The following is a 15,378-nucleotide window of genomic DNA, read 5'->3' as shown; positions in this document are numbered from 1 at the left end:
GTTATTTACTCTGGAATGTAAGTTTCACTTTCATTCGATTCACGCGAAGCATCATGTGTTCTGGAGGCTTCTTCAACCGCTCCAAATGCCCATGAAGATGCAGGTACGTCCTTCCAGGTTGGAGACGCAACACCAGTCAATGGCCCACGGTCAAGAATGCGGTTAATAATGACGACTGCTTCTGCACGTGTAAGTGCCTGATCAGGACCGAACGAACCGTCAGTATACCCGGTCATAAAGCCCATTTCAGCAACAGCTGCGATTTGGGCAGTAGCCCAATGCCCGTTCGAATCGGTGAAGATATGATTCGCTGCTGCCGTGTCCAGCTTGAGCCATTTCACTAGAATGGAAGCCATCTCAGCTCGTGTAATAGAAGTATTAGGTTTAAAACTGTGATCTGGGTACCCATTTAGAATTCCCGCTCCCTGCCCCCACTTAATTGCAGCTGCCGCCCAATAGCCGTTCGAAACATCGGTAAAGGCAAATGGTGCAGTACTAGTCTGTATCGATCCAGACAATAGACGGTACAGCATCGTGCTCATTTCTGCTCGGGTTACTGCTTGATTAGGGCGGAAAGTTCCATCTAAGTAACCGGTAATATACGCATCATGATGGACGCTTCCTCCCTCTGCGGAAATGATGGTAAAGGTACTAAATTTGTTTACTTCAATCTTAATGCCGGTTGGATACCCTTTGTCATCGTAAACGATCTGACCACGCTGGAATACCTTCTCACCATCAGAATGCTCGATATATACCCCAAGGGTGGCTAGGAACAGCTTTCTTTGTGCTGGATCGCTTGGAATAACGTTAGGATCAAGAGGGAATGTCACTTGAACCGCAACTTTTGGCAGGTTCGTTTCAATTGTCATTGGCATGCCAATGACAATTACATTGCCTGACTTAACGATTTTACGTACAGCCTCAGCATTAATCGTTCTTTCTTTCACGACATCTTGGTCATCCTTCTTCCGGATCGGCACAATGTCGAAGAAAAACTCCTGACTGCCCTTCATCGCACTCAGAGCATTGGTGGACAGATAAAGCGTTGCGTTTTCCGTACGAATCTCGACATTAAGAGAGCTGTCTAGCAAATACTTAACGGCATTGACGGAAAGCTTAACTTTAACCAAATCTGCAGGATCGCCAGGAATATCATCTACGATAATTCTTATCGTTCCTTGATGAGCTCCAACTGCGCTTGCAACGGCCTGTTTGATTTTATCCTCGTTCATAATGACGGTATCCACTTTCTTGCCGCCAATGACTTCCCGCACAATATCAATTTGTACAATGACCTGAGGATGATCAGGATCTCCGACTTCTACTCTTACTTGGCGTACATTGCTGACACTGCTAGTCGGCTTATTGATCACTTTAACCGTACGAATAATTTCTACAGCCTGGTTGCCGGCCAGATCCACTGCGTTATAGTGCAAAATGTAAGTACCAATTGCAGCTGTATCTACTGTTCCAGTTACTGTTGCCAGATCTGCTGAAGGGTTAGAATCCTGCACTTTTGCATCTTGCTCAGTATAAGTATTGCCCAAGTAAACATTCACAGTATCATTACCATTCAGTACGATAACTGGAGCGGTCTTATCAATCTTCACATCCGCCGATACACTGTCGCTTGCATGATTAGCCGGATCGATAACTCTTGCGTAAAAGCTTGTCAGACCCTCTTGTGACACAACCACAGGAGCCGAATAACTGGTCCATGCTCCGCTGCTTCCCAGCTTGTACTCTATGCTGTTGTCCGGATCTGTGGTCACGGTTACCGTTACATCCTTGTTCGTCCAGCTTGTCTCACTAAGGGTAACTGAGAGGTTATTACTGATCTTGACGTTCTGAAGTGCTCCGATACTGTTAAGCGTCGTGCTGAAACCATTGCCAGCAGCATCAGTGATGACTGCTCCATTTAAGGCTAAGGCAGCCGAGTCCACGCTGATACCATCTGCATCCTGATCCTCCAGACGAACCGTATAACGGAACTTGAGCTCGCTTGACGTTACCGCCTCGAGGTATTCCGCTTGTACAACTGAAGAACCGATTTGCACTTGAATAGCAGGTGTTCCGCTTGTCGTATCAAGTAGGACCGGCTCACTGGTTTTTACGATAAAATCAAGATTCGCACCGGCATGATAAGTGCCATCAGCAGGAACGCTGACCAAGCTTACGACTGGTGCTGTTGTATCAACCAATACTGCGCTTGTATCCCCTGCGCCTGCCAGCGTAAGAATAGCGGAATTGCCAGCCTGATCAGCAATAGCAGCTCCGTTTAATGAGATGCTCGCAGCTAATTGAATGCCATTCGAATCTGTATCGCCGGCTTGTACCTCATACCGGAAAACAAGTGTATTTGTTCCCGAACCAGATACGTAATCGGCTTGAACCGTTTTCCCAGCAAGGGTCACGTCCAAACTCGGAGTTCCGCCCGTTACACTTACATTCTCACCGTAATGAACAGTAAATTGTAAGGTTGTCCCCGCTTTGTAAGCACCATTAGCTGGAACATCAACTTGACTAACCGTTGGCGATACCGCGTCTACCTTAATCGCAGAAGTGCTTCCTAAGCCGCTCAGTATGATTGCTGCGTTATTACCAGTCGCGTCCTTAAGAGCTCCGCCATTAAAAGCTAAAGTACCAACTTCGATACCATCCGAATCGTTGTCTCCATTTTGTACTGTATATCGGAACACAATTGTATCCGTCCCTGTACCGGAGACATAAGATGCGTTGACTGTTGAAGAGCCTATCGTCACCGATATAGAAGGTACACCCATTACCGTTATTGCTTCATCATAATGAAGGGTGACATTCAATTGCTGTCCTGCTGTATAAGTCGCGTTCACAGGTAAGTCCACACTTTCAATCGATGGAGCAATAGCATCAACCAGCACAGCACTTGTGCTGCCAACTGCAGCAAGAGTTAGATCAGCTGCATTGCCGGCAACATCTTGAAGGTTGCCGCCGTTAAGAGAAATCGCACTTCCAACTACAATCCCGTCCGTATCCAATTGGCCGCTCAGGATCGTATAACGGAATACTAATGTGTCTGTTCCCGATCCCGATACGTAGCCCGCCTGAACCGTTGTAGATCCAATCGTAACCGGAATGGACGGTGTTCCGGTCAAAGTGACCTTCTCATTAAAATGGACGGTAAAGTTAATAATCGAGCCTTCGTTATAGGACCCGTTAGATGGTACATCCACACTACTGACTGTTGGAGTTGTCGTATCGACCAGAACAGCACTTGTGCTGCCTGTGCCAACAAGAGATACCGCAGCAGCATTGTTTGCCGTATCCTGAAGCACTGCGCCATTCAAACTCAGCGAGCTGCCGACTTGAATGCCGTCAATATCATTGTCTCCAGCCTGCACTTCATAGCGGAAAAGAAGTGCATTCCTGCCCGAGCCAGATACATAAACAGCCTGATCTGTTGTGGTGCCAACAGTAATCGGAAGTGTTGGCGTTCCACCCGTTACCGTTATTTTTTCGCTGTAATGAACCGTAAACTCTAAATCATCTCCCGCTTTGTAAGTACCATTAGCAGGTACATCCACACTGCTAACAGTAGGAGCAGTCGTATCTACAAGAACAGCACTTGTGCTGCCTGCTGCAGTTAGTGAGAGGCTTGCGGCATTACCTGCCGCGTCATTTAAAGTACCACTATTTAAGCTAATAGAACCAAGTTCAATGCCATCCGTGTCGGTATCTCCTGCTTGAACCGTATAGCTGAATGTCAGATCATTCGTACCGGAACCGGATACATATACGGCATGTACCGTTGAAGAACCAATCGTGATTGCTGCATACGGAGATCCGGTTACAGCTACTTTTTCATTGTAGTGGATCGTGATCGCGAGTGCTGTACCTGCTTTATATATCCCATCTGCAGGAACATCAACACTTACAACCGAAGGGACCACGGCATCCACCAGCACCGCGTTAGTTGTACCAATACCTGTTAAGGACAAGCCCGCTGTATTGCCCGCCGCATCTTTCAGCGTACCGCCATTCAGTTCCAACGTGTTACCCGCTTCAATACCGTCCGAATCTTCTTGTCCGTTAAGAACCGTATAACGGAATACAAGAGCACTCGTTCCAGAGCCGGATACATAGGTTGCTTGCACCGTAGCTGAACCAATCGTGAGAGACAAGGAAGGCGTGCCCGTAACCGTTACGCTCTCATTATAATGAATGGTAAAACCAAGTGCCGATCCCATTTTGTAGCTTCCATCTGCCGGTACGTCTACAGTAGTCACTGCTGGGGCAGCTGTATCTACAAGAACGGCTGTAGTGCTTCCAACGCCAGCCAGCGTCAGCTTTGCTGCATTCCCGGATTCATCAAGAAGTGTGCTGCCATTCAATACAATTGCATTGCCTATAGCAATACCGTTGTTGTCATTGTCGCCAGCTTGAACGACATAACGGAATTCAAGCGTATCCGTTCCAGAGCCTGATAAATACGCCGCCTGTACCGTTGACGAACCAATTGTCACAGGTATGGAAGGTGTTCCACCGGCTATGACAACCTTTTTGCTATAATGAACCGTAAAATCCAATGGAGCCGCCGCTCCATAGGTTTGGTTTGCAGGTGCTGTTACGCTGCTCACTGAAGGAGCTAAAGTATCTACCAGCACTGATGCCGTGCTGCCAACACTATTTAAACTTAGATTGGCATTATTGCTTGCTGTATCTTTTATCGTTCCACCATTCAACGCGAGGCTTGCGGCAACTGTAATACCATCTGTATCAACGTCTCCTACCTGAATCATGTAGCTGAATAGGAGCGATTTTGTTCCCGAACCCGATACATAGGCTGCATGTACAGGTGTACTGCCTATCGTAATCTGTAAATAAGGTGTTCCGCCGGTAGTATTCACCGTTACATTCTCATTGTAATGAACAGTGAACGCCAAGTTCTCTCCTACCAAATAAGTGCCAGCTGTTGGCACGTCCACATTATTAATAGCAGGTGCTACAGCATCCACCAGTACAGCTGACGTACTTCCGATTCCTGCAAGCGTTAGACCTGCATTATTGAGTGCTCCATCTCGAATTGTTCCGCCATTCAGCGTCAGGCTTGAACCAACAGCGATCCCATCTGTATCGCTGTTACCTGCTTGTATGCTATAGCGAAACACGAGATTTTGTGTTCCTGAGCCTGATACATAGCTGGCCTGCACCAGTGTACTGCCGATTGTTACCGGTAGATGAGGTGTACCTGTTACGGTTACATTTTCGCTATAGTGTACCGTAAAATTAAGCTGATCTGCTGATTTGTAGGTACTGTCTGCAGGTACATCCACGGTACTGACTGTAGGCGCTATGGCATCCACCAGCACACCGGTTGTGCTAGCCGTATTGTTAAGCATTAGAGCCGCAGCATTGCCTGCAGTATCCGTCATCGTAGAACCGTTAAGACTAAGTGCACCCACCGTAATACCGTCTAAATCTCTCTGTCCATCTTGCAACGTGTAACTGAAAGCAAGAGAATTGGTTCCCGTACCGCCCGTATAAGTAGCTTGTACGGTTGTAACACCAATGACTAGCGAAATGCTTGGCGTGCCGCCCGAAACAGTTACAGGCTCGTTAAAATTAACCGCAAACGTCAAACTTTGTCCGCTACCATAAGTCTTATTAGTGGGTACGGTTACGGATGAAACCGTTGGAGCAACAGCGTCCACTTTTACATTGGTTAAAGCTCCAACAGAATTTAGTGTTAAAATACTGTCTTCACTACTTGTATTTCTAATCGTACCGCCGTTTAAAGTAATTGCACCGCCTAAAGCAACGCCATCTGTATCAAGTTGGCCGCTTGATACCGTGTAACGGAAAAGGAGTGCTTTAGATCCTGATCCCGATAGGAACGCAGCTTGTACGGGAGTTGAACCAATGGTGAGAGGCAAGGAAGGGGCACCTGTTACCGTAACATTGCGGTCAAAGTTCACCGTAAAGTCCAGATTTTGTCCGGCTTTATATGTAGCATTACTCGGAACTGATACCGAAGCTACCTTGGGGTTTGTAGCCGTAGTCACGTTTAAGGTTGGTGCATAATTCCCTGTTACTACGGAATTATTAGAAGCAATTACAATTTCATTATCTCCGACATTTTCATTGCCCTCCAATACGAGGGTCGCTTTTTTATCACCAGAAGTCAACTGACTGTTAATGTAGCTTGTAATGTCTATAGTAACATCTGTATCTTTTATCATATTGTCCAGTGCACTATATGTTCGAGAAAAAATAAGGCCAGTAGTGTTTGGAATGATAGTTGAATTTTCATTTACGTTAGTACTTGAAATGGTATCTTCCGCACCATAAACTTTGATGGCAATAGAACCGCCAATCGGATATTCCGTATCCAAAACCCGCAACTTTATACTGGCATTTGAAACGGTATCAGAGCTAGGGATAGAACTTAAATCAAATTGAAGGACAGTTTTCGCATTACCAAATTCAGCATCTGATCCAAACCAATTTCCAGAATCGTAACTTACATCACCTGTTGCATAACTCCCAGAAGGATCCACAAAATAATCAAAACTTACCGGAATAGATGGTAACGTTGCTGCATATCCCGTTTGTGCAGGCAGCAGCCTGAACACAATTAAGACCAACAGCACGGACATAACCGCCATTCCTATTTTTCGTAAAACACCTTTCATAATTCGCCTCCTGTAACTGTTTGTAATGACCTTTTCCCCGTACTGTTCGTCTTCCCCCTATTGATCGCAACTCTGCCGGATTTCACGCCAAAATCCTTCTTAAAACGCCTGCCCTTTATTAAGGGAAAGCTGACTCAAGAAGTTGCTTATTTTTAGCCATTGTAGGTCTCGGCTACTATTTCGACATTTCCTTCCAGTTTCCTCTCTCAACGGCAAAAACTTAGTATTTTTTGGTAAAAATAAAAAGCAGCTGCGAATGGCAGCTGCCTTGGGATTAAACGATCAATTTTAGTAATGAGGCCAGTCGATATTTTTCAAACACGACTTCTGCTTCAGTCGGAACACTCCATAAGCATTCCTCCAGGCTGCAAGCAACCGGAACTTCAATATTGATACGCGCAAGCGTACGGGACAGATGAAGCATTTCCAAATCGGCTTCGATCTTCGCTTTAATGCTTTTGGAGATACCATCTAAATTGCTAAGGATGCCATCGATCGATTCAAACTCTTGAAGAAGCTTCAAGGCTGTCTTTTCGCCGATCCCATTAACACCTGGATAGTTATCACTTGTGTCGCCAGTCAGGCCTTTCATCTCAACCACTTGGAAAGGATGGATACCTTTATCTTCTTTGAGGAAATCTAGATCGTAGACCGCATAATTGCCTCTGCCTTTTTTCATAATGACAACATGGATACGTTCTTCTACCAGCTGCAACATATCTTGATCACCTGTAAGGATGTAAACATGCGCCATTTGGCTTAGCTGTTTCGATACTGTACCGATGCAGTCATCTGCTTCGTAGCCTTCCAGTCCGATATTCGGAATGTTGAGCGCGGCAACGATATCTTTGACGAGCGAAAATTGTGGGATCAAATCTTCCGGAGCTTCCGGCCGATTTGCTTTATAATTAGTGTACATCTCGGTGCGGAATGTCTTGCTGCCCATATCCCAACAGCAAGCCACATGGGTCGGCTGGAACTGGTTCACAGCATCAAATAAGTATTGCAAAAAGCCATAAATCGCGTTCGTTGGCGTTCCATCAGCCAGCCGTCTAGCACTGTATTGCTGCGCGAAATAAGCTCTGAACAGCAAAGCCATCCCGTCCACAATCAGTATTTTATTTTCATTCATATAAGAAGCCATCCTCTACACATAATATAACTTTATTGTACAGTAGTTTTGGTGTTCATTGTAATGCAAAAGCTGGCATTATCGCTTAGTGGTTGCGGTCGCTCGCTGTGGTCACTGCGCAAGTGAATCTACTTTGAGAGAGTCGCTGTTTTCACTGCATAAGGGAATATTCTTTCGATCGCTGTTGTGTCCGGATTCTTTGAACAATCGGATCGTGGTCCGAATCCGGACACAAAGGCGAACGCTCCGCTTCTTCAAGAACATTCCCTTACTCCGCTCATGGCTCCCTCCTCAAGAGAACATTCACTCGCTCCGTTCTCCACTCCCACGCCACTAATGTCGCTGCCTTGCATTAAGATAAACCCAAACCCTGTCCTGGCATAGGGCCGTATACCATCACTCAATTCCCGAGTGATGACTAACTATTAAAGATCCATCACTCATATTCCAAGTGATGACATATAAAGAAAACTCCATCACTCGGGAATTGAGTGATGAGCCACTGTCCCTATAAGAATTGCTGCGCGAAGCGAAGCAAGCCAATACTCTGGAGAAGCCCTGCGTTCGCTTTTGTTCCCGAATTTCATCCGCTAAAGCGGATTATAATGAAGAAATTCGGGAACAATGGCGATCGGAAGAGTATTGGCTTGCGCAGTGAATGTGCCTAGCAACCAAGAAATTCTCCTATGCGTCTAGCAGCCACAAGCAACCTTGCTTCGTCTTCGACCAAAGCAATTCGCACAAAACCTTCGCCTTCGCTCCCAAACGCCTCGCCTGGAATAACGACTACGCCTGTTTGCGCCAGAAGCTCTTGAGCAAAAGCACGTGAAGTCCATGCCTCACCGCTGCTGCGTTTCGGAAGCTTCGCCCAAATGAACATTGTCGCTTTTGGCTTCTCGACAATCCAGCCGGCTGCTGCTAATGCCTCGATAAAAGAATCCCGCCGCTTCTCATATAATACGCCGGCTTTAGGCGGCGCAGAAGCAGACATGGCTTCCTGCAAAGCGATGACGCCCGCTTCCTGCACAGCGCCAAATACGCCATAATCGATATTTTCTTTCAACTCACGCAGCGCTCCAACTGCTTCTCGGTTGCCTGCGAGAAAGCCGATCCGACAGCCAGCCATATTGAAGCTTTTGGACAAGGAGTGGAATTCCACTGCCCCTTCAAGAGCACCTGGTACGACAAGGATACTTGGCGGCTCATGTCCGTCGAAGGCCATCTCCGAATACGCGGCATCATGCACGACCAGTACGCCGTATTCTTTGGCCTTCGCCAGTAAACGTTCGAAGAACGCCAAATCGACAACTGCCGATACCGGATTACCCGGATAGTTCAGTAAAATAAATTTTGCACGCTGCCACACATCATCCGGTACTGAATCCAGATCCGGAAGGAACTGATTTTCTTCCTTAAGCGGCAGCAAATACGGCTCTACACCAGCTAATGCTAATGCAGCCGTATAGATGGGATAACCAGGGTTAGGGACAATTACAACATCTCCCGGATTACATAGTGACATCGCTAGATGAGATAATCCGTCCTGCGATCCCATCAAGGAAACAAGCTCGTGATCAGGATCAAGCTTTACTCCAAAACGATAATCCATCCACGCAGCTGCCTGACCACGGAAAGCCGCACTGCCGTGCGTTCCTGGATAGGAATACGCATCTGTACGGAGTGCCGCTTCGCTAAGCGCTTTTCTTACCGCCTCCGTAGGCGGTTTATCCGGGCTGCCGATGCCAAGATTAATAATATCCCTGCCATTGCTGGCCGCTTGCTTTCTCCACTCTGCGACCTCGGCAAAGATAGACGAACCAAGCTGTGACAAACGATCAGAACGCCACGATTTTTTCATGCGCTCACCCATTCCATACTTGCTCGTATTGTTCTTCCTTATAGCCAACCGTCACTTTTTTGCCGTCTGTCACGATTGGCCGCTTAATCAGCATACCGCTTGAAGCTAGCAGCTCCAGCTGCTCTTCTTCACTCATCGCGCCAAGCTTGTCCTTCAGCCCAAGTGATTTGTACACATCACCCGATGTGTTGAAGAACTTTTTCAGCTCAAGTCCGCTGTTCTTCACCAGCACTTTTAATTCAGCAGCCGTTGGCGTTTCCTCTACGATATGTTTCAGTTCAAGCTCATTACCTTTCGCCTGCAGCGATTTAACTGCTGTACGGCATGTACCACATTTCGGATATTGATAAATAGTCAACTTGCTCATCTGTATTCATTCTACCTCCTATATACTGCTTACAAGCTTTTCAAGCTTCATTAAGAACCTGTTCTAACGCAACAAACTCCGGCGGCAAATCTGCCGTCCACTCCATCCATTGCTTCGTCATCGGATGAGTCAGTCCCAGTGTCTCCGCATGGAGTGCTTGCCGGCCAGCCGTGTTCTCCCAGAGCTGATTCCCACTAGTCTTTGGTCCGTACATTTGATCGCCAATAAGCGGACACCCGATATGCTTCATATGAACTCGGATCTGATGTGTCCGTCCTGTCTCAAGCTTAAGGCGTACCTTCGCCGCCGCATCTTCGCCAAACACCAACGCCGTCTTATAATGCGTTACAGAAGGATATCCTTCCGGCGTTACAATACGGACATGCGGCTCATCCGGATCCCTGTCGATTGGAGCATCAACCGTACCATCTGCCGGATCTGGACTTCCATACACATACGCGCAGTATAGTTTCATAATTGTTCCCGCTTGAAGCTGTTCTGACAGTTGCTGATGGATGTATGGATTTTTCGCAATCGCTACAAGACCTGATGTATCTTCATCAAGCCGGTGCACCGGCCGAAACCTTACCTTCTCGCCGCGAGCCTGCCAATGCTGTACGATCCCATTTGCAAGTGTACCGGTGTAATGCCCGTGTGTGGGATGAACCACAATACCCGCCGGCTTATTAACGATTAATAAATATTCATCCTCGAACACAATACGCAGCGGCATCTCCTGCGGCATAATATCATCCGAGGTTTCCTCTTCCATTCGAATCGCAACAAGGTCTCTTGCTGCGACCTTCGCTGTTGTATAGGCCCGCACTCCATTTATGGTAATGCCAAACTCAGTGAGCTTAAGCTTCGAGAGAAGCGTACGTGACACGCCAAGCTTACGCTCAAGCACTGTCCGTACATCCTTCCCTGCCATCGCCTCTCCGACCTCTACGACCAGCGGTTTATAGTAGCCTGCAATATCTTCTATCATCATTTCGACGACTTGCGGAACACATTCGCACTCCGTACATATTCCGTATCCGGTACGCCAAGCTTCGCATTAGCAGCTCTAGCTGCAGCGAAGAAGAAATCCGATAACCGGTTCAAATATTTCTGCACTTCCGGATTAGCAGGATGCTCGGCTGCAAGCGTCACAACACGACGTTCGGCACGGCGGCATACGGTCCGGCATACATGCAGCAAGGCCGACACAGGGCTTCCTCCCGGCAAAATAAATTTCGTAATTTCCGGAGCTTCCTCTGTATATTGATCAATCGTCAATTCCAGTCTTGCCGCAGGTTCATCCGTCATTTTGAGCGGTGCTCCCGGGCTCGCATACGCCAAATCCGACCCGCAGTCGAACAGCTCCTGCATAATATCAACGAGCAGCTCAGCCATGTCTTTTAGTTCAGCGTGCTTTGCTGCTTCCGCTGCTGCCTGCCCAACGAATGCATTCAGCTCATCGATTGTACCGTAAGCTTCTACCCGGATATCATCCTTGCTTACGCGCCCGCCAATAAGGGAGGTCTGTCCTTTATCTCCTGTACGTGTATATATTTTCATAGCTGATCAGCCCTTTCATCTAAGGGGAATTTCCCTACACTATACCATAAATTAACTTGCCTTCGAAGCTTTGAAGCCATAAAAAAACAGGCAAGGGCCGCGCCCTGCCTGCTTATCGATGTTCACGTATCAGCCCTGCTTAAGCTTATGAACAAAATGCCCGATTCGGTCAAGCGCCTCAGTCAATTGAGCAACGGAAGTCGCATAAGAACAACGCAAATGTCCTTCTCCGCCGAGTCCAAACACATCCCCTGGAACGGCAGCAACATTGCCCTCCTCCAGCAGACGCTGAGCGAATTGCTCGGAGGTAAGTCCTGTCGACGTAATTGACGGGAAGGCATAGAACGCACCTTCAGGCTCATGACATTCAAGACCAATCTGCCGGAAGCCTTTGACAACCAGACGTCTCCGCTGGTTATAAGCTTCCATCATCCGATCCTTTTCTTCCAGCCCATGCGGCGTTAACGCTTCAAGAGCCGCATACTGTGCCATAATAGGAGCACACATAACCGTATATTGATGAATCTTCAGCATCGCGCCAATTAGATCCTGATGGCCACAAGCGTAGCCCATGCGCCAGCCAGTCATCGCGAAAGCTTTGGAGAAGCCGCTCACAAGCAGCGTCCGGTCTTTCATGCCTGGCATTGCAGAAAAGCTCACATGCTTTGTGCCATAAGTAAGCTCGGCATAAATCTCATCCGAGATCACAATCAGGTCATTTTCCTCAACAACCTTAGCAATCGGCAGCCAATCTTCATACGTCATAATGCCGCCGGTTGGATTACTTGGATAACATAAAATAAGGACTTTTGATTTTGGCGTAATCACCGCTTGCAGCGACTCAGCCTTCAGCTTGAAATTATCTTTAGCGAACGTCTCAATACCCACTGCTTTGCCGCCGCTTAATGTCGTAATCGGAGAATAAGAAATATAGCATGGCTCAGGAATCAGAATCTCATCACCAGGACTAATCAATGCCCGAAGCGCTAGATCAATCGCTTCACTGCCTCCGACCGTTACCAAAATCTCACTTGCTGGATTATAGGATACAGCAAAAGAATCACTTAAATATTGCCCAATCGCTTCACGCAATTCTGGCATACCTGCATTGGATGTATATTGAGTCTTACCCTTCTCCAGTGCATACACAGCTGCATCACGCACATGCCATGGCGTTACGAAATCCGGCTCGCCGACGCCAAGCGTAATCACATCTTTACGAGTACTTACCAAATCAAAAAAGCGCCGGATACCTGACGGTTTAATACTCCGCGCAAGAGGCGACAAATATTCTGCCATTGATTGGCGATGATTGGATGTAACCTCGTCTTTAATCATAGCCATCATCCTTTTACGGCGAAATCATCAATCGATGGTCGCCTTCATGCTCCTCGAAGATAATTCCGTCCTGTTTGTATTTTTTCAAAATAAAGTTTGTTTTCGTCGACAGCACTTTGTCGATTGGAGATAATTTATTGGAAACAAAAGAGGCGACCTCTTTCAAGTTTTTGCCTTCGATTTCTACAAGCAAATCATAAGCTCCGGACATCAGGTAGACTGACTTCACTTCCGGATATAAGTAAATGCGCTCGGCAATGCCTTCAAAGCCGCGCCCGCGCTCAGGTGTAATTTGAACCTCGATTAATGCCGTAACCTTCTCGTCATCAACCTTGCTCCAGTTCACCACTGTCGCATATTTAACGATGATATGTTCTTCTTCCATGGATGCAATCGCTTGCTTGACGCTCTCCACAGGCTCATTCAGCATGGCGGCAATCAGCTCCGCATCACGGCGCGCGTCTTCCTTCAGCAGCTCCAGCACTTTCAGCTGTAGTTCGTTCATCGTCAAACTCCTTCCAAAACTGCGGTTATTAAAATATTTTACAACGAATTAATGGTTCCTGCAAAGAAAAAAACGAAAGACCCCGAAGGGTCTTTAGCTGTAGAAAGGCTGATGGGACTGTTGCTGCGGCTGTTGAAATTGCCCGTATTGCGGGAACGATGGCTGTGCTGCGCCCATACGCTGCTGTAAATATTGTGATGTTTTTTGCTGCGTTTGTTGATATTCTTTCGTCTGCTTGTCGATTTCTTGGCGAAGAGCAGGCGATGCTGTGTTGTACATATTCGCCGATTGCATCGTTGTGAAAAGATTTCCTTGCAACTTCAAAGTACTGTTCAGCAATTGAGTAAACATTTGACGCACTTCCGGGCAACTTGATTCCGTTGCTGCCGTTGCATATTCACGAACGACACGCTTCAGATCGGATAATACCGTGTACGCTAAATCCTCATCTGGTAAATGATGTTGTTGATACATGTTTTAGATTCCTCCTATCTTATTACTGCTGCGGTTGTGTAGGCGCCATGTGCTGGTGCTGCTGCAGTGCCTGCATCAGCATTTGATAATGATGCTGATGCGTCTGTAATTCGCTGGCACCTGCTTGTCTTAACTGTGGGTTCATAGCAAGCGATGCAAGCAGGGCATTTTGTTTAATTAACAAATCTTCATTGGATAGCGAATCCGCGATATATTCCAATTCCTTCGCGGTTAGAGCTTGAAGCATATGTCTCGTCTCCTTCATGCCAATTTTATGGAAGCATACGTATTATGGGCGGAAATTCCATGGATTATGTACGCAATTGGAGTTCTGTTTTCGAGCGAAGCTCCGATTCCTTCTTAATCCGGCATTCCACCTCGATGGTCAAATCATTTGGGCTAGGCTTCCATTCCTCTTGAACGAGACGCTTCCACGCTTTATTGTGATGACGGTAAAGCTCATGCTCCAAATCATAAAGATCAGCATTCATGGCTAACCCCTTCAAATAGGTGTCTTCCATCTGAGCCTTTACAACCTGCTCCACATGAGATTTAAGCTCCTGATCTGAAAAATCACTCGATGCTTCAATTAAGTGTCCCGTCAGATTGGTCTTTAATACAAATTGGGGCTTATTGTTTTCCCATTTAACCTTAACCTTTGATTTGGCCGTATCAATGACAACAGAAGCTCTTCGAGCATCAACCCGAATCGGTACGAGCGACCGTTTGAAACCTTCACTCGTCCAGATTAATCCCTTGGACTTCTCTCGTGTTACGAAGCCTTCAGGTTTCTTTTCATTAAATAAAAACGCTCCGTTGATGGTTAGGAAATTCAGCCTCTTTTTATTGTTCTCCCAGTCATCCGGCAGGAGAGAAAGGGAAGGCAGCTTGACCGTCATAGCAGGCTCAAGTGCTTCGCGTACTAAAGACTGAAGCGTCATTGGCACAACATAACTATTCTGATTATTTTCGATATGTGGTGCATACAGCGGAGTCGTTAATGGTGTTTTGTTGAATAACATATCCATCGTAAATAAATCATTAATGTCTGTTTTGGTTCCAAATACAAGCGAATTAAATCTTGTAGAACTCAACCGGTTAAGGCTGTCGATAATTTGCTCTATTTCGCTGAAAGCACGCTCGTGAATTACGACCGACTTCAAATGATTAAGAGACAGCTTGTATTGGGATGAATCCATCAGGTTGAATATGGCAGCTAGATTAGTATCCCCTTCATGTTTCCCCACCCATATCGGGCTGCCAGGAGGCGGCGCCCCCTCCTGCTTGGCAATAACGCCAAATGAAATCATCTGGGCATACACGACAAAATGTTCATCTACATAGTCAACACCAATGGCAGAAATGTAAGTGACATCCTGCAGATTAACTTCATCCCAGCAGCCTCCGGTTATTAGCATCGTACTCAACACAATGCTGACTTTAAGCGTCTTCACAACCTTTTGTATCCTA

Annotated in this window: 11 protein-coding genes; all 11 read right to left on the bottom strand. The window is 46.8% G+C overall.

All coding sequences use genetic code 11. The features are described from left to right. Window positions 1–5: 5 nt before the first annotated feature. Window positions 6–6,674: an S-layer homology domain-containing protein gene (locus FHS17_RS27895; protein ID WP_167282336.1), complete on the bottom strand. Its 6,669-nt coding sequence runs from the start codon at window positions 6,672–6,674 to the stop codon at window positions 6–8. A gap of 274 nt (window positions 6,675–6,948) precedes the next feature. Beyond that, window positions 6,949–7,806, bottom strand: coding sequence for a 5'-3' exonuclease (locus tag FHS17_RS27890; protein WP_167282334.1), 858 nt, complete (start codon window positions 7,804–7,806; stop codon window positions 6,949–6,951). 664 nt (window positions 7,807–8,470) lie between these two features. Continuing rightward, the gene (locus FHS17_RS27885; protein WP_167282333.1) at window positions 8,471–9,664 is read right to left on the bottom strand and encodes an aminotransferase class I/II-fold pyridoxal phosphate-dependent enzyme; all 1,194 of its coding nucleotides are present in this window, start codon (window positions 9,662–9,664) and stop codon (window positions 8,471–8,473) included. 4 nt (window positions 9,665–9,668) lie between these two features. Continuing rightward, the gene (locus FHS17_RS27880; protein WP_167282331.1) at window positions 9,669–10,031 is read right to left on the bottom strand and encodes an arsenate reductase family protein; all 363 of its coding nucleotides are present in this window, start codon (window positions 10,029–10,031) and stop codon (window positions 9,669–9,671) included. A gap of 40 nt (window positions 10,032–10,071) precedes the next feature. Beyond that, on the bottom strand, window positions 10,072–11,022 hold the full coding sequence (locus tag FHS17_RS27875; protein ID WP_167282329.1) for an RluA family pseudouridine synthase: 951 nt from the start codon (window positions 11,020–11,022) through the stop codon (window positions 10,072–10,074). Then, window positions 11,019–11,591 carry a cob(I)yrinic acid a,c-diamide adenosyltransferase gene (locus FHS17_RS27870; protein ID WP_167282327.1) on the bottom strand — a complete coding sequence of 191 codons (573 nt, stop codon included), beginning with the start codon at window positions 11,589–11,591 and terminating at the stop codon, window positions 11,019–11,021. The genes FHS17_RS27875 and FHS17_RS27870 overlap by 4 nt, the downstream gene beginning before the upstream one ends. 129 nt (window positions 11,592–11,720) lie before the next feature. Beyond that, window positions 11,721–12,929 carry an aminotransferase class I/II-fold pyridoxal phosphate-dependent enzyme gene (locus FHS17_RS27865; protein WP_167282325.1) on the bottom strand — a complete coding sequence of 403 codons (1,209 nt, stop codon included), beginning with the start codon at window positions 12,927–12,929 and terminating at the stop codon, window positions 11,721–11,723. A gap of 13 nt (window positions 12,930–12,942) precedes the next feature. Continuing rightward, a complete protein-coding gene (locus tag FHS17_RS27860; protein WP_167282323.1) occupies window positions 12,943–13,434 on the bottom strand; it encodes an Lrp/AsnC family transcriptional regulator in 492 nt (163 codons plus the stop codon). Window positions 13,435–13,527: 93 nt separating this feature from the next. Then, entirely contained in the window at window positions 13,528–13,908 is a 381-nt protein-coding gene (locus FHS17_RS27855) for a spore coat protein (RefSeq protein ID WP_167282321.1), read from the bottom strand. Between the two features lie 22 nt (window positions 13,909–13,930). Next, window positions 13,931–14,155 (bottom strand): hypothetical protein, encoded by a 225-nt coding sequence (locus FHS17_RS27850; RefSeq protein WP_243865575.1) that lies wholly within the window; start codon window positions 14,153–14,155, stop codon window positions 13,931–13,933. 64 nt (window positions 14,156–14,219) lie between these two features. Beyond that, on the bottom strand, window positions 14,220–15,362 hold the full coding sequence (locus FHS17_RS27845; protein ID WP_167282317.1) for a Ger(x)C family spore germination protein: 1,143 nt from the start codon (window positions 15,360–15,362) through the stop codon (window positions 14,220–14,222). Window positions 15,363–15,378 lie beyond the last annotated feature (16 nt).

This window comes from Paenibacillus lupini (assembly GCF_011761355.1).
GTDB lineage: Bacteria > Bacillota > Bacilli > Paenibacillales > Paenibacillaceae > Pristimantibacillus > Pristimantibacillus lupini.
This window is presented reverse-complemented; position numbering and strand designations above follow the sequence as displayed.

Excerpts from the sequence above, each read along its gene's own strand:
- FHS17_RS27860 (WP_167282323.1), bottom strand. The coding sequence starts at position 13,434 with ATGAACGAACTACAGCTGAAAGTGCTGGAGCTGCTGAAGGAAGACGCG.
- FHS17_RS27865 (WP_167282325.1), bottom strand. The coding sequence starts at position 12,929 with ATGATTAAAGACGAGGTTACATCCAATCATCGCCAATCAATGGCAGAA.
- FHS17_RS27870 (WP_167282327.1), bottom strand. The coding sequence starts at position 11,591 with ATGAAAATATATACACGTACAGGAGATAAAGGACAGACCTCCCTTATT.
- FHS17_RS27850 (WP_243865575.1), bottom strand. The coding sequence starts at position 14,155 with ATGCTTCAAGCTCTAACCGCGAAGGAATTGGAATATATCGCGGATTCG.
- FHS17_RS27880 (WP_167282331.1), bottom strand. The coding sequence starts at position 10,031 with ATGAGCAAGTTGACTATTTATCAATATCCGAAATGTGGTACATGCCGT.
- FHS17_RS27875 (WP_167282329.1), bottom strand. The coding sequence starts at position 11,022 with ATGATGATAGAAGATATTGCAGGCTACTATAAACCGCTGGTCGTAGAG.
- FHS17_RS27855 (WP_167282321.1), bottom strand. The coding sequence starts at position 13,908 with ATGTATCAACAACATCATTTACCAGATGAGGATTTAGCGTACACGGTA.
- FHS17_RS27890 (WP_167282334.1), bottom strand. The coding sequence starts at position 7,806 with ATGAATGAAAATAAAATACTGATTGTGGACGGGATGGCTTTGCTGTTC.
- FHS17_RS27895 (WP_167282336.1), bottom strand. The coding sequence starts at position 6,674 with ATGAAAGGTGTTTTACGAAAAATAGGAATGGCGGTTATGTCCGTGCTG.
- FHS17_RS27885 (WP_167282333.1), bottom strand. The coding sequence starts at position 9,664 with ATGAAAAAATCGTGGCGTTCTGATCGTTTGTCACAGCTTGGTTCGTCT.